This is a genomic window from Methylococcus geothermalis (assembly GCF_012769535.1).
GTDB lineage: Bacteria > Pseudomonadota > Gammaproteobacteria > Methylococcales > Methylococcaceae > Methylococcus > Methylococcus geothermalis.
This window is the reverse complement of record NZ_CP046565.1, coordinates 38732-54919: the sequence shown is the minus strand read 5'-3', so window position 1 is coordinate 54919 and position 16188 is coordinate 38732. Positions and strand designations below refer to the sequence as shown.

The 16188-nt window shown below is 63.6% G+C and carries 19 protein-coding genes; 7 read left to right on the top strand and 12 right to left on the bottom strand.

Annotation, left to right across the window (positions count from 1 at the left end):
• Window positions 1–29: 29 nt before the first annotated feature.
• The gene (locus GNH96_RS00255) at window positions 30–626 is read left to right on the top strand and encodes a DUF2062 domain-containing protein (protein ID WP_169601213.1); all 597 of its coding nucleotides are present in this window, start codon (window positions 30–32) and stop codon (window positions 624–626) included.
• A gap of 7 nt (window positions 627–633) precedes the next feature.
• Here the strand turns inward: GNH96_RS00255 and lolD are convergent, their stop codons facing one another.
• From lolD to fur, 3 genes are read right to left on the bottom strand one after another with little or no spacing between them, the layout of a single operon-like run.
• Window positions 634–1314: a lipoprotein-releasing ABC transporter ATP-binding protein LolD gene (gene lolD / locus GNH96_RS00250; RefSeq protein ID WP_169601211.1), complete on the bottom strand. Its 681-nt coding sequence runs from the start codon at window positions 1312–1314 to the stop codon at window positions 634–636.
• A complete protein-coding gene (locus GNH96_RS00245; RefSeq protein ID WP_169601209.1) occupies window positions 1307–2554 on the bottom strand; it encodes a lipoprotein-releasing ABC transporter permease subunit in 1248 nt (415 codons plus the stop codon). Before GNH96_RS00245 ends, lolD begins: the two co-directional genes overlap by 8 nt.
• A 31-nt stretch (window positions 2555–2585) precedes the next feature.
• Window positions 2586–3014 carry a ferric iron uptake transcriptional regulator gene (gene fur, locus GNH96_RS00240; RefSeq protein ID WP_169601207.1) on the bottom strand — a complete coding sequence of 143 codons (429 nt, stop codon included), beginning with the start codon at window positions 3012–3014 and terminating at the stop codon, window positions 2586–2588.
• Between the two features lie 89 nt (window positions 3015–3103).
• Between fur and GNH96_RS00235 the strand changes: the two genes are divergently transcribed.
• Window positions 3104–3544, top strand: coding sequence for an outer membrane protein assembly factor BamE (locus GNH96_RS00235; RefSeq protein WP_228719929.1), 441 nt, complete (start codon window positions 3104–3106; stop codon window positions 3542–3544).
• Here the strand turns inward: GNH96_RS00235 and GNH96_RS00230 are convergent.
• Both GNH96_RS00230 and GNH96_RS00225 read right to left on the bottom strand, forming a co-directional pair.
• A complete protein-coding gene (locus GNH96_RS00230; RefSeq protein WP_169601204.1) occupies window positions 3541–3846 on the bottom strand; it encodes an RnfH family protein in 306 nt (101 codons plus the stop codon). The genes GNH96_RS00235 and GNH96_RS00230 overlap by 4 nt on opposite strands.
• The gene (locus tag GNH96_RS00225; protein WP_169601203.1) at window positions 3846–5204 is read right to left on the bottom strand and encodes a sodium-dependent transporter; all 1359 of its coding nucleotides are present in this window, start codon (window positions 5202–5204) and stop codon (window positions 3846–3848) included. The genes GNH96_RS00230 and GNH96_RS00225 overlap by 1 nt, the downstream gene beginning before the upstream one ends.
• A 127-nt stretch (window positions 5205–5331) precedes the next feature.
• Here GNH96_RS00225 and smpB point away from each other — a divergent pair, with 127 nt between their 5' ends.
• The gene (smpB, locus tag GNH96_RS00220) at window positions 5332–5805 is read left to right on the top strand and encodes an SsrA-binding protein SmpB (protein WP_169601202.1); all 474 of its coding nucleotides are present in this window, start codon (window positions 5332–5334) and stop codon (window positions 5803–5805) included.
• A gap of 142 nt (window positions 5806–5947) precedes the next feature.
• Window positions 5948–6982, top strand: coding sequence for a D-alanyl-D-alanine carboxypeptidase family protein (locus tag GNH96_RS00215; protein ID WP_169601201.1), 1035 nt, complete (start codon window positions 5948–5950; stop codon window positions 6980–6982).
• A 77-nt stretch (window positions 6983–7059) separates the two neighbouring features.
• Here the strand turns inward: GNH96_RS00215 and GNH96_RS00210 are convergent, their stop codons facing one another.
• Window positions 7060–7431, bottom strand: coding sequence for a c-type cytochrome (locus tag GNH96_RS00210; RefSeq protein ID WP_169601200.1), 372 nt, complete (start codon window positions 7429–7431; stop codon window positions 7060–7062).
• Window positions 7432–7707: 276 nt separating this feature from the next.
• Here GNH96_RS00210 and GNH96_RS00205 point away from each other — a divergent pair, with 276 nt between their 5' ends.
• A complete protein-coding gene (locus GNH96_RS00205) occupies window positions 7708–7971 on the top strand; it encodes a DUF4404 family protein (RefSeq protein WP_228719928.1) in 264 nt (87 codons plus the stop codon).
• Between the two features lie 150 nt (window positions 7972–8121).
• Here the strand turns inward: GNH96_RS00205 and GNH96_RS00200 are convergent, their stop codons facing one another.
• From GNH96_RS00200 to GNH96_RS00190, 3 genes are all read right to left on the bottom strand, one after another.
• On the bottom strand, window positions 8122–8883 hold the full coding sequence (locus GNH96_RS00200; RefSeq protein WP_169601196.1) for a rhomboid family intramembrane serine protease: 762 nt from the start codon (window positions 8881–8883) through the stop codon (window positions 8122–8124).
• A 180-nt stretch (window positions 8884–9063) separates the two neighbouring features.
• Complete coding sequence (locus tag GNH96_RS00195) at window positions 9064–9702, bottom strand: M15 family metallopeptidase (RefSeq protein WP_169601194.1); 639 nt, start codon at window positions 9700–9702, stop codon at window positions 9064–9066.
• 16 nt (window positions 9703–9718) lie between these two features.
• Window positions 9719–10534 (bottom strand): tetratricopeptide repeat protein, encoded by an 816-nt coding sequence (locus GNH96_RS00190; protein WP_169601192.1) that lies wholly within the window; start codon window positions 10532–10534, stop codon window positions 9719–9721.
• Window positions 10535–10976: 442 nt separating this feature from the next.
• On the opposite strand from GNH96_RS00190, the gene GNH96_RS00185 reads away from it, so the two are divergent.
• A complete protein-coding gene (locus GNH96_RS00185) occupies window positions 10977–11402 on the top strand; it encodes a rhodanese-like domain-containing protein (protein ID WP_169601189.1) in 426 nt (141 codons plus the stop codon).
• Here the strand turns inward: GNH96_RS00185 and cysE are convergent.
• Together cysE and GNH96_RS00175 are read right to left on the bottom strand one after the other, a co-directional pair.
• On the bottom strand, window positions 11399–12157 hold the full coding sequence (gene cysE / locus GNH96_RS00180; RefSeq protein ID WP_169601187.1) for a serine O-acetyltransferase: 759 nt from the start codon (window positions 12155–12157) through the stop codon (window positions 11399–11401). The two genes, GNH96_RS00185 and cysE, sit on opposite strands and share 4 nt — an antisense overlap.
• A complete protein-coding gene (locus GNH96_RS00175) occupies window positions 12141–12884 on the bottom strand; it encodes an RNA methyltransferase (RefSeq protein WP_169604520.1) in 744 nt (247 codons plus the stop codon). Before GNH96_RS00175 ends, cysE begins: the two co-directional genes overlap by 17 nt.
• A gap of 96 nt (window positions 12885–12980) precedes the next feature.
• On the opposite strand from GNH96_RS00175, the gene GNH96_RS00170 reads away from it, so the two are divergent.
• On the top strand, window positions 12981–13793 hold the full coding sequence (locus tag GNH96_RS00170; RefSeq protein WP_169601185.1) for an inositol monophosphatase family protein: 813 nt from the start codon (window positions 12981–12983) through the stop codon (window positions 13791–13793).
• Here GNH96_RS00170 and GNH96_RS00165 read toward each other — a convergent pair.
• Window positions 13750–16176, bottom strand: a complete 2427-nt coding sequence (locus GNH96_RS00165; protein WP_228719927.1) for a DUF3772 domain-containing protein — start codon at window positions 16174–16176, stop codon at window positions 13750–13752. The two genes, GNH96_RS00170 and GNH96_RS00165, sit on opposite strands and share 44 nt — an antisense overlap.
• Between the last annotated feature and the right edge of the window lie 12 nt (window positions 16177–16188).

Here is a 16188-nt window from a genome sequence, read left to right as displayed (position 1 = left end):
CCGACAACCTCATCAGTACAAGACGCCTCATGCCCAAGAAGATTCTCAAGCGTTACATGCCGGACCGGCAGCGGATCAGGGACATCAAGAGTCTGGAGTTCCTGGGGGAAAAGCTGCATGCCCCGAACCTATGGCACCTGAACCGGCGTTCGGTATCGCGGGCGTTTGCGGTTGGGCTGTGGGCGATGTACACCCCCCCGCTGCCTTGGCAGATGGTCATCGCGGCGATCCTGTCCATCTATTTCGATGCCAATGTGCCCCTCGCGGTGGCGCTGGTGTGGATCACCAATCCCCTGACCTGGGTGCCGATGTATTACTTCGCCTACCTGGTGGGGGCCTGGGTGCTGGGCCTGGATTCGTTCACCTTTACCGAGTTCTCCTCGTTCTTCAGCATCGAAACGGCCTGGAGCCTGGGAGCGCCGCTCCTGGTCGGCTGTTTCACGCTCATGAACCTCGGCGCGGTGCTGGGCTATTTTTCCATCCGCTGGCTATGGCGGCGCTCGGTGCGGCAGCATTGGGAGTTCCGCAAGCTGCGGTCCAAGCCGCTGAACAGCTATTATCTGGTGAATCTGAGCTATCGGGCATACCGGAAGCTGTTGCACCTGCATCACGCCGACAAGCTGTAAGGCCCCTTCAGGGCTGGACCAGCCGCCCATCCTCCATGTGGAGGACTTCATCCATTTTATGTGCCAGCACCGCATCATGGGTCACGATCAGGAAACTGACCCCAAATTCCTGGTTGAGTTCGAGCATGAGCTGATAGACCTGGTCCGCGGTCTTGCTGTCCAGGTTGCCGGTGGGTTCGTCCGCCAGCACGCACTTCGGGCGCGTCACCAGGGCGCGGGCGATCGCCGCCCGCTGCCGCTCGCCGCCGGACAGCTCGCCCGGCTTGTGCTCCAGGCGCTTCCCCAGCCCCACCCGGTTCAATAGCGCCGCGGCGCTGTCCCTCGCTTCGGAGACGGACGTCCCGCCGATCAGGAGCGGCATGGCGACGTTCTCCAGCACCGTGAATTCGCCGAGCAGGTGATGGAACTGGTAGACGAAGCCCAAGGTCTTGTTGCGCAGGCCCGCCAACCGGCGTTCGTTAAGGGAGGCCAGATCGACGCCGTCCATCAGGACTTTGCCGCTGCTGGGGTTGTCCAGTCCGCCCAGAAGATGCAGCAGGGTGCTCTTGCCGGAGCCGGAGGCGCCCATGATGGCCATACGCTGCCCCTGCCGGATGCTCAGATCCACCCCGTGCAGAACCTCGACGTCGAGGATGCCCTGGACGAATCGCTTGTGCAGCGCGCGGCATTCCAGGACCGGCTTATTCATAGCGCAGCTCCTCCGCCGGACGCACCCGCGAAGCCTGCCAGGCCGGATAGAGGGTCGCCAGCAGGGACAGAAGGAAAGCCATGCCGGTGATCTGGAAGACGTCCGTCCAGTTCAGCTTGGACGGCAGGTCGCTGATGTAGTACACATCGGCGGACAGGAATTTCATGCTGAGCTGGCTCTCGATCCAGTTCACGATCTCGGAGACGTTCAAGGCCAGGAGCACGCCGCCGATGCCGCCGATCAGGGTGCCCACGGCGCCGATCACGGTGCCGAGTACCATGAAGATGCCCATCACACTGGCGGGTGTCATGCCCTGGGTGCGGAGGATGGCGATGTCGGCGCGCTTGTCGGTCACCACCATGACCAGGGTCGAGACGATGTTGAACGCGGCCACGGCGACGATCAGCAGCAGGATCATGAACATCACCCGCTTCTCCGTCTTGATGGCGCGAAAGAAGTTGGTGTGGGCCTGGGTCCAGTCGGTGACGTAGTAGTCGCCGGGCAACTTCGCCCCGAGGTCCCGGGCGATGCGGTGGGCGTTGAACAGGTCGTCGAGCTTGAGCCGCAGGCCGCTGATCTCGCCCTCCATGTGCAGCAGCCGGGCGGCGTCGTCGAGCTGGATCAGGGCCAGATTGCGGTCGTATTCGAACATGCCGACCTGGAAGGTGCCGACCACGGTGAAGCGCTTGAGGCGGGGCAGGATGCCGGCCGGCGTCGAGGTGACCTGCGGTGTGATGACCGTGACCTTGTCCCCTGTGGACACGCCGAGATACGCAGCCAGCTCGGCGCCCAGGATGATGCCGAACTGGCCGGGCACCAGATCCGGGAGCTTGCCGAGCTGCATGTGGTTCGCCACGTCCGAGACCCGCGGCTCGTAGTCCGGCAGGATGCCCCGCAGCATCGCGCCGCTGGCGCGCCGGTCGGAACTCAGCATCGCCTGGCCCTCGATGTACGGCGCCCAGCCCAGGATGCGGGGGTCTTCGCGCAGCGCCGGCTCCAGCACGGGCCAATCGCTCAGGGTGCCGCCGGGGCCGGCAATCGAGGCGTGCGAGGTCATGCCCAGAATGCGTTCGCGCAATTCCGCTTCGAAGCCGTTCATCACCGAAAGCACGGTGATCAGCGCCGTGACGCCCAGCGCGATGCCCAGCACCGAGGTCAGCGTGATGAAGGAAATGAAACGGGTTCGGCGTTTGGCGCGCGTATAGCGCAGGCCGATGAACAGGACGAGCGGCTTGAACATGGAAGGATTGGAAAAAACCTTGGGGGAAAGCTTAGGGCGCGGTATCCGTCCGGCAGTTCGCACAGACGCCGTAGAGGCAGAGCGAGTGGTCGGTCAGGGTGAATTTGAGTTTTTTCGCAATCTCCTTTTGCCGGAGTTCGATCATCTCGTCGCTGAATTCCTCGACTCGTCCGCACTTGACGCAGACGATATGGTCGTGGTGTTCGCCGCGGTTGAATTCGAAGATCGAATTGCCGCCTTCGAAGTGGTGGCGCTTGACGAGGCCGGCCGCCTCGAACTGGGTCAGCACCCGGTACACCGTCGCCAGCCCGATTTCCTCGCCCTGCTGGATCAGCCGCTTGTAGACGTCTTCCGCGGTCAGATGCCGATCCTGCTCGGATTGCTCCTCGAGCATTTCCAGGATCTTGATCCGGGGCAGTGTGACCTTGAGGCCGGCATTGCGAATGTCTTGCGTTTCCATGGGACTCGGGCGCGCTATGTCTTGAAAATCCTCGATCGGGTATCATGCGGTATGGTGCCGCTCAAACCCGGCTGCGATTTCTTCCCGTCATGCAACCACATCGTACCATAATCTCCCTGATCGCCACTCTCCCGCTGGCCGCCTGCACCTATGTCGACCGTATGCCTTTTCTTTATCACCTGGATATTCATCAGGGGAATATCGTCTCCCAGGAGATGGTGGACCAGCTCAAGCCCGGCATGAACAAGCGCCAGGTGACGTTCATCATGGGGACGCCGCTCACGGTGAGCCCCTTCCATGACAACCGCTGGGACTACATCTATTCCAACCAGCCGGGCGGCGAAGAGCGGCTGCAGCGCCGGATATCGCTCATGTTCGACCAGGACGAACTGGTCGGCCTGCAGGGCGACTTCAAGCCGGGCGAATTGCCGTCCCTGGACGCCACCAAGGACGTGAACCTCGACATCCCCAAGATCGAGCGCGACCAGAGTCTGTGGGGGCATATCAAGAGCTGGTTCGGCAACGGCTAGGCTTTCTCCTCGCCCTTCTTGATCGCCCGCTGGCGGCGCGACTCCTTGGGGTCCGCGACCAGAGGCCGGTAGATTTCCACTCGGTCGCCCTGCTTCAAGGGCTGATCCGCACTGCAAGCCTTGCCGAAGATGCCGATCTTGTTCGTCGCGAGATCGATTTCCGGGAATTTATCCAGCAATCCCGAGGCCTCGATGGCCTCTGCCGCCCGGGCGCCTTCGGCCACATTCAGCGGCACGATGACCTGAATGTCGGGCCGGGCGTAGGCGACTTCGATCTGGATGCGTTCGGCCGGGCTCGTCATCAGATCACACCCAACGCCTTCAGGAAGATGATGCCCATGCCGGCCGGGGCGACGTAGCGCACCAGGAACCGCCAGGCCTCGTAGCCGCGCGGCTCGGCCATTTCCAGTTCCTCCTCGGTGTCCTTGCGGCTCAGGACCCAGCCGGCGAATACGGCGACCAGCAGGCCACCTGCAGGAAGCATGATGTCGGCGGTGAGAAAGTCGATCAGTTCGAACAGGTTTCTGCCGAAAAATCTGACGTCCGACCAGGAACTGAAAGACAGCAGGGTGCCCAGCCCCAGTCCCCAGCAGGCCAGGCCGCTCCAGGCACTGGCGGCTTCCCGGCTCATGCCGCGGTTTTCGGTCAGCCAGGCGACCGCGGGTTCGATCATGGCGATCGAGGAAGTCAGCGCGGCGAAAAAAACCAGGACGAAGAACAGGGCGCCGAAAAACGATCCGCCCGGCATGGCACCGAAAGCGATCGGCAACGTCTGGAAAATCAGACCCGGTCCCATCCCCGGTTCCAGGTGGTTGCTGAACACGATGGGGAAGATCGCCAGCCCCGCAAGCAATGCGACCGTGGTATCGGCAGCCGCTATGAATAGCGTGGATCGGGCGATGGACACATGGCTGGGCAGGTAGGAACCGTAGACCATGATCGAGCCCATGCCCAGCCCCAGTGAGAAGAAGGCCTGCCCCATGGCGGTCAGCACGCTTTCTCCGCTCAGCCTGGAAAAGTCGGGAAGGAACAGAAACGCGATGGCTCGGCCGAAGCCTTCGGTGCCCATGGCATAGAGGACCAGGACGACCAGCATGACCAGCAGCGCCGGCATCATGTAGCGGGTACCTTTCTCCAGGCCGCCGCTCACACCGCGGCTCACGATGGCCATGGTGGCCGCCATGAACAGGGTGTGCCAGATGACCTGGATCTGGGGATCGGTGCGGAATTCGTCGAAGAACCGGGTCGCGGTCTCGGGGCTCACATGGGTGAACAACGCACTGTTCATCTTGAAGATGTACGCCATGGCCCAGCCGGCGATGACGCTGTAGTAGGACAGGATCAGGAAACCCGAAACCACGCCCAGCCAGCCCGCATACTGCCACGCCGGGCTGGCCTTGGCCGCCTCGGCCAGGCTCAGCATGGCGTTGATCGGGCTCTGTCTCCCGCGCCGCCCGAGCAGGGTTTCGGCGATCATGATCGGGATGCCGATGACCGCGACGCACAGCAGGTACACCAGCACGAAGGCGCCGCCGCCGTTGTCGCCGGTGAGGTAGGGAAATTTCCAGATGTTGCCCAGGCCGATGGCCGAGCCGCTCGCGGCCAGAATGAAGGCCAGTCGCGACGACCATTGCACGTGGACGAATCGTTGATCGGTCATGGGTATCCTCGTGGGTAGGGGATCCGTGTTGTCGAAACACGCACGCTCAAGTTCGGAGCATGGCCGCCAGTGGGGTAAAATCGCCACAGGATAACAAACCGAACCGGACCGAAGAAATCCCGCCACCATGAGCACAAAGAAAAGCGCCGCAGGAAGCGCCAACATCGCCCAGAACCGCCAGGCGACCCATGAATATTTCATCGAGGAACGCTTCGAAGCGGGCCTGGTGCTGGAAGGCTGGGAAGTCAAGAGCCTGCGGGCGGGCAAGGCGCAGCTCAAGGAGAGCTATGTCGTGCTCAGGAACGGTGAGGCCTGGCTGTTCGGCGCGCATTTCTCGCCCCTCCCTTCGGCCTCAACCCATGTGCAGCCTGATCCCACCCGTACCCGCAAGCTCCTGTTGCATGCGGAGGAATTGAGCCGGCTGATCGGACAAGTGGAGCGAAAAGGATACACTCTGGTGCCGTTGTCGTTGTATTGGAAACAGGGCCGGGCAAAGCTGGAAATCGGCCTGGCGCGGGGGAAGCAGCTGCACGACAAGCGCGCAACCGAGAAAGCGCGCGACTGGCAGCGGGAGAAGCAGCGAGTCATGCGGCGGGGTTGACCGGCCGTTTTGCCTCTTGCCCTTTTCGTGGCGGGGGCGACAATGAAAATAAAGGGATTGTTTTGTCAGCTCACCGGAATCTTAAGTGATGTCGCGCCGTCTTTTTCGTGTTGTCTGGGTTATGTGTGCCGCCGCAATGGGAATGGGTTGGGTGGCCGAAGGGGCCTTGGCTGGGCCTTATTCGGCGCTGGTCATGGAGATCGAGTCGGATCGGGTGCTGTACGAGCGGAATGCCGACGAGATCAGGCATCCCGCCTCTCTGACCAAGATGATGACCCTCTATCTGGTGTTCGAGGCGCTGGAGCAGGGCAGGATCTCGTTGCATGACACGTTCTACGCCTCCAACTATTCAGCCTCCCGCTCCCCATCCCGCATCGGGCTCCGGCCGGGCGATCCGCTGACGGTCGAAGAGGGCATCCTGGCCCTGGTCACCTGCTCCGCCAACGATGCCGCGGCGACGCTGGGCGAAGGTTTGGCTGGGTCTGAGCCGGCGTTCGCCGCGATGATGACGCGAAAAGCGCGCGAACTGGGCATGAGCCAGACGGTATTCCGCAATGCCTCGGGGCTGCCGGACTCCGAACAGGTCACCACGGCGCGCGACATGTACCGGCTCGGCAAGGCGCTGCTGAAGCATTTTCCCCAGCACTATCCGTATTTCTCCACCTCGCACTTCCAGTACCGGGGGCGGAGCTTCCACAACCACAATCATCTGCTCGAACACTATTACGGGGCGGACGGCATCAAGACCGGCTTCGTCAACGCCTCGGGTTTCAACCTGGTGGCATCGGCCCGCCGCAACGGCGTCCGTCTGGTAGGGGTGGTGTTCGGCGGCAATTCGGCATCCCGCCGCGATGCCCACATGCGCGACCTTCTCGACGACGGCTTTGCCCAGATCGAAGGCCGGGAACCCAGCGTGCAGTTTGCCGGGTTCGACCAGGGCTGGTCGCCGCGCCTCCTGACGCGCCCGGGTGAGCGCTATCCCCTTTCCAGGGGTGCGAAGAAAAAGCGGGTCGCGGCCAACGTCGCTGGTGCCCGAGGGGTGACCCACCGCATTCTCGGCCACCGGCCGCATCATGCGGCGAAGGGGGGCGTTTCCGCGAAAGGCAGGCCGGCCAAGGCGAAATCCTCGCCGGTGCGATCAAAGTCTTCGAAGACTTCGGTCGCGGCCAAGCGCTAAGGATGCAGGGAGCTTAAACGAGTTGCGCCCCGACAGGCGGGGCGCAACGGGGACGAGCGGAAAGCGCGGAATCGAGCTTACGGCGCTTTTTCGAGTTCGCCGGCCGGCACGGTGCCGTCGGAACGGCCCTTGATGTAGGTGTAGAGGTCGTCGATGCCTTCCGCGACCTTCTTGTTCGCTTCGAACGGCGGCATGGCGTTGCGGCCTTTCAGAACCACTTCCTTGAACTGGTCCTTGCTCAGGTTCTTGAGGCTGTTCAGCAGGTTGGGGAATGCCGCGCTGCCTTCGCCGGTGGCGCCGTGGCAGGTTTCGCAGCGCTGCTGCTTGTAAATCTTAAAGCCGTTGTAGGTGGCCTGGTCGACCGGAGCCGAGAAGGCGGGAGCGGCCACGGCGCCGAGCATCAAGGTGGCCAGAGCGGTTTTCCGGATAGACGTCTTCTTGTGATCCATTGCGTTTCTCTGTTATCTGTTTTCGGGTATCGACCGGGAAGTCTTCTAGTCTGCCGTGGCGGGAGCGGCGGGCGGGTATGGTGACAGTCCGCCGGCATGCTTGCCAAGGGAAAAAATCCCGGATGTTTGCTGCCAAAGAGCGCGCGTCAGCATACCCAAGACCCGCATCTCTTGTAAATACAGGCACCGCCGGACGCCGTGGTTCCGGCCCCCTGGCAGAAGGGGCGTGGCGACCGTAAACTAGCCCGGCATCGTGCACCCATCATGGAGTCGGAAATGAGCGAGAAAGACCTCTTGGAAACCCTGGAACAGCTGCGGGCGCAGGTGGCGGCGCTGGAGGCGGATGAAACCTCCAGGGCGCGTCTGGAATCTTTGATCGGAACGCTGGAGCAGCGGTTGCAGGGCGCGGGCGGCGAAGAGCATCACATGCATCTGGTGGCGGAGCTCAAGGAGGCGATTTCGCATTTCGAAGTCGAGCATCCGCGCCTGACGGGCATCCTCAACGACCTGATGGTGACGCTGAGCAACATGGGAATCTGACGATTCGCGGGACGGCTGACGCGGGATGATCGACCGCCGCCGAAGCGACGTCAGCCACGCCGTGCCGCTTATCGGCCATCCAAGTCCACCCCTCACTCCTCGTCGGCTCTGGCTCAGGCAATCTTGCATGAGGCGCGATATCCGGAAATATCAGAAGGGTCCGACATCGAAAAATCTGTGTTCCACGAACCGCGCCCGCTGGGCGAGATAATCCCGCCGGTGCATCGGCCCGACCAGAAGGAGGCCGGCGAGAAAGCCGCCGACATGCGCCCAGAACGCCACGCCGCCGCTGGTGCCGCCGAGGGCCGGGAGGCCGCTGACGAGCTGGATGAAAAACCAGTAGCCGAGCATGGCGAAGGCCGGGACGGCGACCGTGGTCCAGTAGAAACCCAGGAAGATCAGAGTGATGATCTGGGTGCGGGGGTAGAGCCGGGCATAGGCGCCCATGACACCGCCGATGGCGCCGGAGGCGCCGACCATCGGCACGGCGGCGGACGGGTCCGAGGCGATTTGCGCCGCCGCCGCGGCCAGCCCGCACAAGACATAGAAGGCGATGAAGCGGATCGGTCCCATCACGTCTTCCACATTGTCGCCGAACACCCAGAGGAACCACATGTTGCCGATGATGTGAAACCAGCCGCCGTGCAGGAACATGTGGGTGACCAGGGTCCAGAGGGGGGCGTCGCCGTCGAGCTGGCAGCCGAAGCTCTGGCTGATCGGGATGATGGTGCCGACCGGCGCCAGTTTGAGCAGTTCGCCGGGAATGAGGGCGTATTCGCACAGCGATTGCGCCAGGGGCCGGTCCTGCCCGAGCCCCTGCACGATCGCCCAGGCGCCGACGTTGAGCAGCAGGATCAGCAGTAGGGCGATGGGGCGGTGCAGGGCCGGATTGATGTCGCGTAGCGGAAACATGGCATTCCCCTGGGTCGGTTCGAGTGATCGTAAGCGTTCAGCCCCGGGCGCATTGGCTTCCGTTCCCTGAGGGCGCCCAGAGGGGCATGCGCGGTCCGCAAAATTCCCTTACCTCCGGTCGGTTACGCCCCCTCCCTTCGCTCCTCCCAAAGGGGAGCGAACCGCATTCCTGAAAGGTCTTCAGCGCCCGATTTCGGAGAACGGTATGTCGAGGATGGCATATTCCTGCCAGAGGGCATAGTCGTAATGCCACCATTCGCGGGGATGGACGGCGAAGCCTTCGGCTTCCATCGCCGCCCTGAGCCGGTCGCGGTGCTCGCGCGCCGCTGCCGTACCGCCGTCGTAGCTAGGGTAGGCGCGCTCGGTCATCTCGTCGTAATCGGACGGCATGGCTACCTGCTGCCCGGTCTTCAGGTCGTAGAGGCTCAAGTCGATGGCGCAGCCGCGATTGTGGCGGGAGCCCTCGCGGGGATCGGCCACGAACATTCGCTGGGTTCCGCTGGTGGATTCCCAGAACAGGCGGGTGACGGACCAGGGGCGATAGCCGTCGAACAGTATCAGGCCGTATCCCTGCGGTTTCAGCCTGGCGTTGACCCTGATCAGGGCCTCGGCCGCCGGCCGTTGCAGGAATACTCGCGGTTCGGCGTAAACCGCCTTGTGGACGAAATTGTCGGGAGTGGCATAGCGTACGTCGAGCTTGATCGTGGCGTCGAGCGGCGCGATTTCCACCAGGTCCGGTGTCCGGAAGGGGCCGGTTTCCACTGGCGGCTGCAGCGGTGCCGCGGCGGCGACGGCGCTCATCAACAGGGCACTGGTCATGAATCCGGTTCCGGGCTTAAACATAGAGCGCGTTGGAAAGCTGGCCGCGGTAGCTGCGGGTGAGTTCATGGCCGTCGCCCAGCAGCCGGAAGATCGCCACGCAGGCCTTGCGGGCGCCATCCTCGTCGTAGCCGCGTGCCTGGCGCACCAGTTCGATCAATTGGCGTAGCGCCGGTTCGTAGTTTTCTTCCCGGATATTCCGGATGGCCTCCAGATAGGCGGATTTGGCCGGTGCATCGTCCAGCCGTTCGGGGTGTTCCAGCAGGCCGAACAGCCGGGCCAGCGTGCGCAGGGCTTCGGCGGCATCGCTCTGGTCGGAATCCGGGCCGATGGCCTTGACGGCGGCCAGGGCTTCGTCAGGAGACGTTTTCAGCAGCAGCTGGGCGAGCAGTATGGCGGCCCGCTCGTTGCCCGGCTCGGCGGCCAGGATATGGCGCAACACCGGCTCCGCTTCGGCTGACCGGCCGGTGCCCAGCAGGCCTTCGGCCCGCTTCAACTGTTCCCGGTACGGGCTGGGCAGCGCGCGCTGCAGCCAGGCTTCCAGGGCCGACTCGGGCAAGGCGCCAGTGAATTCGTCGGCGACGGCGCCGTCGACGAACAGTTTGACGTTGGGAATCCCGCGAACGCCGTACTGCTGGGCGATTGCCGGGTACTCCTCGGTGTTCACCTTGACCAGTTCAAAGCGGCCAGCCATGCGCGCGGCAACCGTTTCCAACAGCGGAGTGAGGGCGCGGCAAGGGGCGCACCAGGGCGCCCAGAAATCCACCAGCACCGGGATGGCGAAGCTGTTCTGGATGACGGCGCGGTCGAAATCGAATGCGGAATCGGACATGGAAAGGTTTCGGGTCGGGCTGTGTGACATGGGAATGACCGAGATTTTCGCAAATCGTCGGAGGGGTTGAACAGCCCGCCTTTCAGGCGGTCGCCGACAAACTGCACACAAAGTTATCCACAGATTTTGTGGATATCGCAGGCCGCCCCAGCACCGGCTTTTATTGCCGTCAAGACCTTGATTTCCGGGCGTTGTGCGGGTAGACGTCGGCGGCTCGTGAAATCAAAGTGCTTGTGAAACAGATCGATGCGTCTGGTAGGTGCGAATATGGGCCTGATCGCCACGATGGTTGCCTGTCGCCGTGGGGATACATGCCGGATCGGTCCGTCCGCCGATTCGGTTGCGCAAAAATGCTTTTTGTCCACAGCTTGGAAAAATTAGAAATTCATGATTCACTTCGGCCACATCAATCCGATAGGGGTTCGAAACCCAAGAGGCGAACATGAAAAAATGGCTGACAGCCGCCTTGCTGGCGATATTGTTTCCGAGTGCTCCGACTTTCGGCGGCGGGCTTCTCGGCATCACTCCCGACGAACTGGAAACGCTGAAAGCGCAAGGCGTTCCGGTGGTGGACGTCCGCACGCCCGAGGAATGGCGCAAGACCGGCGTCATCGAGGGGAGCAAGCCGCTGACGTTCTTCGATTCCAAGGGGGCCTACGATGCCGCCGCCTGGATGCAGGAGTTCAAGACGATCGCCTCCGATCCCGCCAAGCCGGTGGTGCTGGTCTGCCGCTCAGGCAACCGCACCGCCATGGTCGGAAAGATGCTCACGCAGGAACTGGGCTACGAGCGCGTCTATCATCTGGAAAAGGGATTGCAGGTCTGGATGGCGGAGGGGCATAAGCTCGCCCCTTGCGGGGGCTGTTAACGCGGTTCGCCCGGGTCGAGCTGGCAATCGTCCAGCTCGGGGAGGGGGGCTTCCTCCAGGTCGATGCCACGCTCCCGCAACGCCTGCTTGAGGCTTGCGAGCTGCTGATCCAGCGCCTGGATGTGGTCGAGCATGTGGTTGACGGCGTGGGCGACCGGGTCCGGCATGTCCGGCGTCATGCCGTAGGCGTCGAAGCCGAGCTTGCTGGCGATCGCCAGCCGTTGCGCTTCCTGGGCCTTGCGGTCGGGGTTGATGATGTGGCCGGGAATGCCGACCACCGTGGCGCCGGCGGGCACGGCGCGTAAGACCACGGAATTGGAGCCGATGCGCGCGCCGTCGCCCACGGTGATGGGGCCGAGTACCTTGGCGCCGGCGCCGATCACCACGCCGTTGCCCAGAGTCGGGTGGCGCTTGCCTTTCTGCCAACTGGTGCCGCCCAGGGTCACGCCGTGGTAGAGCGTGCAATCGTCCCCGATCACCGCGGTTTCTCCGATGACGACTCCCATGCCGTGGTCGATGAACAGCCGCCGGCCCAGCGTCGCGCCGGGATGGATCTCGATGCCGGTGGCCCAGCGCGCGAGATAGGACAGGACCCGCGCGGGCCAGCGCAAGCCGTGGTTCCAGAGCCAGTGGCTGAAGCGGTGGATGAGCACGGCGTGGACGCCGGGGTAAACGGTCAGTATCTCGAAAAACGACTGGGCCGCGGGGTCTCGGGCGAAGATGCAGCTGAACTCTTCTCTAATTTTCTTCAGCATTGCGGATTCCGGCGCCGGCGGCGCTGTGTTGGGCCGCGGTGAGGATGCCCCGCAGCAAGTGGATTTCCTGGGCTTCGATCTGCGCACTGTTGAAGATACGGCGCAGCCTGCGCATGATCGACGGCGAGGACCGGCGTTCGTGCAGGAAGCCGACGTCATGCAGCGTACGTTCCAGATGGCGGAAGAACGAGGCCATCTGTTCGCCGTCGGCCAGGGCGGCGCCGGGACGCCCGGCGGCGCCTCGCCCGGCGGCGAGATAGAGTTCGTAGGCGACGATCTGGACCGCGCAGGCGAGGTTGAGCGAACTGAATTCCGGGTTGGAGGCGATGTGCAGCAGGTAGTGGCAACGCTCCAGTTCCTCGTTGGTCAGCCCCGAATGCTCGCGGCCGAACACGATGGCGGTTCGCGTGCCCTCCGGTTGGCCGGCGATCCTGGCCGCGGCGGTGCGGGGATCGAGTTCCGGCCAGGCGATGGTCCGCAGGCGGGCGCTGGCGCCGATGACGACTTGGCAGTCTGCGATGGCTTCCTCCAGCGAGCCGACCACGCGAGCCGCGGCGAGCAGGTCATCGGCGCCGGAGGCCCGGGCGGTGGCCTGTTCGCTGGGGAAAACTTTCGGCAAGACCAGCGCCAGATCGCTCAGGCCCATGTTCTTCATGGCGCGGGCGACGCCGCCGATGTTGCCGGGGTGGGTGGTTTCGACCAGTACGATGCGTATATCGGAGAGCACGGTCGAGTTTTTGCGCACGGGATTTTTGAGAGCGAAAAATAGTACCAGAATTTTGGTAGGCTATCCGGCTTTTCGACAGAACTAGGGCAGGTCGCTATGGATCCCATGCTGAACATCGCCATCCGCGCGGCGCGTGCTGCCGGAGACTTGATCGTCCGTTACGTCGACCGGATCGATACGCTCAAGATCGCTCCCAAGGGCCGTAACGATTTCGTCAGCGAAGTGGATCGCCAGGCGGAGCATGAGATCATGCATATCCTGCGCAAGGCCTATCCCGGCCATGTCTTCCTCGGCGAGGAGAGCGGGCGGCAGGGCGCCGCGGGCGACGAATACGTCTGGGTCGTCGATCCGCTGGATGGCACCACCAACTTCCTCCACGGCTTCCCGCACTTCGCCGTATCCATTGCCCTGATGCATCGCGGCGTTCCCGAAGCCGGGGTGATCTACGATCCCATGCGGCAGGACCTGTTCACCGCCAAGCGCGGTGGCGGCGCCACGTTGAACAGCCGGCGCGTCAGGGTCACCCGCCAGAACTCCCTCACCGGCGCCCTGCTCGGCACCGGCATTCCTTTCAAGGATCAGACCCACATTGATGCCTATCTCGGCATGCTCAAGGCGCTGATCCGGGATACCGCCGGCATCCGCCGCGCCGGCTCGGCGGCACTCGATCTCGCGTACGTGGCGGCCGGCCGCCTCGACGGCTTCTGGGAGCTGGGGTTGCAGAAATGGGACATCGCAGCGGGCGTTCTGCTGATCAAGGAAGCCGGCGGGATCGTGACCGACCTCGGCGGCGGCGAGGGCTACATGGACAGCGGCAATGTGCTGACCGCCAGCCCGCGTCTGCATCAATGCATGCTGGAAACCATCAGGCCGTATCTGACGGAAGAACTCCGGGCGCAGCCGGCCTGAGCTGCGGCGCGCTCAGGCCGGCCAGCAGCCGGGACAGCTGTTCCTGATCGATGTCCAGATGTACGTCGCGCTGAGGGTAGGGCATCGTCAAGCCTTCGAGTCGGCAGGCCGCATCGATCTCGATGCAGAGTTCGCTGGTCACCGACTTCATGGTATCGACGTCGGCGACGAAGGCGATGACTTCGAAGTTCAACGAGCTGGGGCCGAATTCCTTGAAGAACACGAACGGGCCGGACTGGCGCAACACCTTGGGGTGGGATTTGGCCACCTGCATCAAGACCTCGCAAACCTTCCGCGCGTCGGTGCCGTAGCTGAAGCTCACCGGGATCACGATTCGCCCCACCTTGTCGGCATAGGTCCGGTTCGTCACCGGGTGGGCGATGAGTTCGGAGTTGGGGATGAACACTGAGGCTCTGTCGAAGGTGAGCACTTCGGTGGCGCGTACGCTGATTTTTTTCACATAGCCCTGGACATCGCCCACCATGATCCAGTCGCCCACCTTGATCGGCCGCTCTGCCAGCAGGATGAGGCCGGACACGAAGTTGTTGACCACGTTCTGGAAGCCCAAGCCGATACCCACCGACAGGGCGCCGGCGATGATGGTGAGCTGGGACAGGTCGAAACCCGCGGCCGAAATCAGCATGATCAGGGCCAGCGTGAATCCCAGATAACCGACGGCGGTGCGGATGCTGTGCTGCAGGCCCGGATCGATGCGGGTCCGGGGCAGGATGCGGTGCTCCAGCGTCCGCTGGACGAAGCGGGTCAGAATCAGCATTCCAGCGAACAGGAGCAGGCCGAAAGCCAGATCGGCCAGGGAAACGGTGATGTTCCCGATCTTGAAGCCGAACACCACTTCGTACAGCCAGGCGCTGAGATCGCTGCCGCCTGCGCCCCACAGGACCATCAGGGCAAGGATGCCGGTCAGGCCGATGCACAGCCGGGCCAGCCCGGTCAACCAGAAGCTCAAGGCGTCGATGCCGTCGGGCGAGATGTCCAGGTTGCTCCGCAAATGTCTGCCGACGACCGCGCGCTCGCTCAGCATGTGACTGACGAATTCGTCGCCGATCTTCCCGAGCACGGTGACCAGGACGTAGAGTCCGATCGAAAGCACGAGCTGGATGGCCAACAGCCGCGACAGCACCACATAGCCCGGCAATGCTGCGATCGGGATGGCGTAGACCAGCAAGGTCAGGGTATAGCGCAGGCCGAGCCAGCGGGTGGTGCCGACTTCGGACTCCCAGATCCGCCGCCGCAGGATGATCAGCAGCAACAGGGCGATCGATAAACCGGTCACGAAGTTGTGCAGAGCCATCAACTCCACCGACCATTCGAACCGTTTGCCCCAGGCATTGACGACCGCGTCGATGGCGAAGACCGCCGTCATGGCGGTGACGATGTGCGCGATGACCCGCGCGCTGTCGTCGCCGAGAGAAATCAGCCGCCACAGCGGTTCGCCGGGCGCCAGCGCCGCGCGGCAGCAAGCCACGACGAAGAAGAACACCACCAGCATGGTCGCCAGCGGTTGCACCACATACCGGACGCTGTCCGATAGCAGGCCGCCGGCGGTGAAGCCCAGGTAAATCGCCAGGACCGCCGCCGACGGAATCAGGGTGCGGATGATTCCTGTGACCAGGGCGGTGCGGAGCCGCTGGCCATAGCTCGGTTCGGTCGTGACCTCGACATAGCCGAAGCGCCGGATGAACCACAGCCGCAACGGCCAGGCGATGAGCACCGCGACCAGGACGGCGAGGGGCAGTTGCCAGCGCATCAGGTCGATCTTGGCGGCGGTACTGTCCCTGGCCAGCCAGTCTTCGAAATCCTGCCGTTGGGCCGCCGCCGCCTCTCGAATTTCCTGAAATGCCTTGCGCCACACGGAAGGAAAAAGTGGCGACGGGCCTCGGGTCAGCACCCGCTCGGTGAAGCGGGTGCGGCGCAGGCTCTGGAGCCGCTCGGCCAAGCCATCGGCGCGGGTGATGACGAGTTCGGCCTCCTTCAAGCTGCCTTCCATGTTGGCCAGACGTTCGCTGATCGCCTTGCGCTTGGCGGCGATGCCCGGTGCTTCCGGGGGCTCCCCCTCGCCCGGAGGCGGACCGAGCGCCGCCAGCTCGTCCCGGATGGCTTGGGCCAGCGGCCGGGCCTGATCGGCGGCGGCACGGGCGTCGAGGCGCAGGGAGCCGAGTTCGGCCCGGATTTCGACCAGGCGGTCGTCGTCCAGATCGCCTTTGGCGAGGGTTTTCTCATAGCGGTCCAGAAGGGCTTGCCAGTCCTTGACCTGGGCAGCCAGCGGCCGCTCTCCCGCGGGTTCCTGGGCGAAGCTGCAAGCCGGCGCGAAAATCGCGGCTAGCAGCAATGGCAGGGACTGGATGATGCGCAGTAAATTCAAGCTCGTAGGGAT

Excerpts from the sequence above, each read along its gene's own strand:
- GNH96_RS00255 (WP_169601213.1), top strand. The coding sequence starts at position 30 with ATGCCCAAGAAGATTCTCAAGCGTTACATGCCGGACCGGCAGCGGATC.
- lolD (WP_169601211.1), bottom strand. The coding sequence starts at position 1,314 with ATGAATAAGCCGGTCCTGGAATGCCGCGCGCTGCACAAGCGATTCGTC.
- GNH96_RS00245 (WP_169601209.1), bottom strand. The coding sequence starts at position 2,554 with ATGTTCAAGCCGCTCGTCCTGTTCATCGGCCTGCGCTATACGCGCGCC.
- fur (WP_169601207.1), bottom strand. The coding sequence starts at position 3,014 with ATGGAAACGCAAGACATTCGCAATGCCGGCCTCAAGGTCACACTGCCC.
- GNH96_RS00235 (WP_228719929.1), top strand. The coding sequence starts at position 3,104 with ATGCAACCACATCGTACCATAATCTCCCTGATCGCCACTCTCCCGCTG.
- GNH96_RS00230 (WP_169601204.1), bottom strand. The coding sequence starts at position 3,846 with ATGACGAGCCCGGCCGAACGCATCCAGATCGAAGTCGCCTACGCCCGG.
- GNH96_RS00225 (WP_169601203.1), bottom strand. The coding sequence starts at position 5,204 with ATGACCGATCAACGATTCGTCCACGTGCAATGGTCGTCGCGACTGGCC.
- smpB (WP_169601202.1), top strand. The coding sequence starts at position 5,332 with ATGAGCACAAAGAAAAGCGCCGCAGGAAGCGCCAACATCGCCCAGAAC.
- GNH96_RS00215 (WP_169601201.1), top strand. The coding sequence starts at position 5,948 with ATGGGTTGGGTGGCCGAAGGGGCCTTGGCTGGGCCTTATTCGGCGCTG.
- GNH96_RS00210 (WP_169601200.1), bottom strand. The coding sequence starts at position 7,431 with ATGGATCACAAGAAGACGTCTATCCGGAAAACCGCTCTGGCCACCTTG.
- GNH96_RS00205 (WP_228719928.1), top strand. The coding sequence starts at position 7,708 with ATGAGCGAGAAAGACCTCTTGGAAACCCTGGAACAGCTGCGGGCGCAG.
- GNH96_RS00200 (WP_169601196.1), bottom strand. The coding sequence starts at position 8,883 with ATGTTTCCGCTACGCGACATCAATCCGGCCCTGCACCGCCCCATCGCC.
- GNH96_RS00195 (WP_169601194.1), bottom strand. The coding sequence starts at position 9,702 with ATGACCAGTGCCCTGTTGATGAGCGCCGTCGCCGCCGCGGCACCGCTG.
- GNH96_RS00190 (WP_169601192.1), bottom strand. The coding sequence starts at position 10,534 with ATGTCCGATTCCGCATTCGATTTCGACCGCGCCGTCATCCAGAACAGC.
- GNH96_RS00185 (WP_169601189.1), top strand. The coding sequence starts at position 10,977 with ATGAAAAAATGGCTGACAGCCGCCTTGCTGGCGATATTGTTTCCGAGT.
- cysE (WP_169601187.1), bottom strand. The coding sequence starts at position 12,157 with ATGCTGAAGAAAATTAGAGAAGAGTTCAGCTGCATCTTCGCCCGAGAC.
- GNH96_RS00170 (WP_169601185.1), top strand. The coding sequence starts at position 12,981 with ATGGATCCCATGCTGAACATCGCCATCCGCGCGGCGCGTGCTGCCGGA.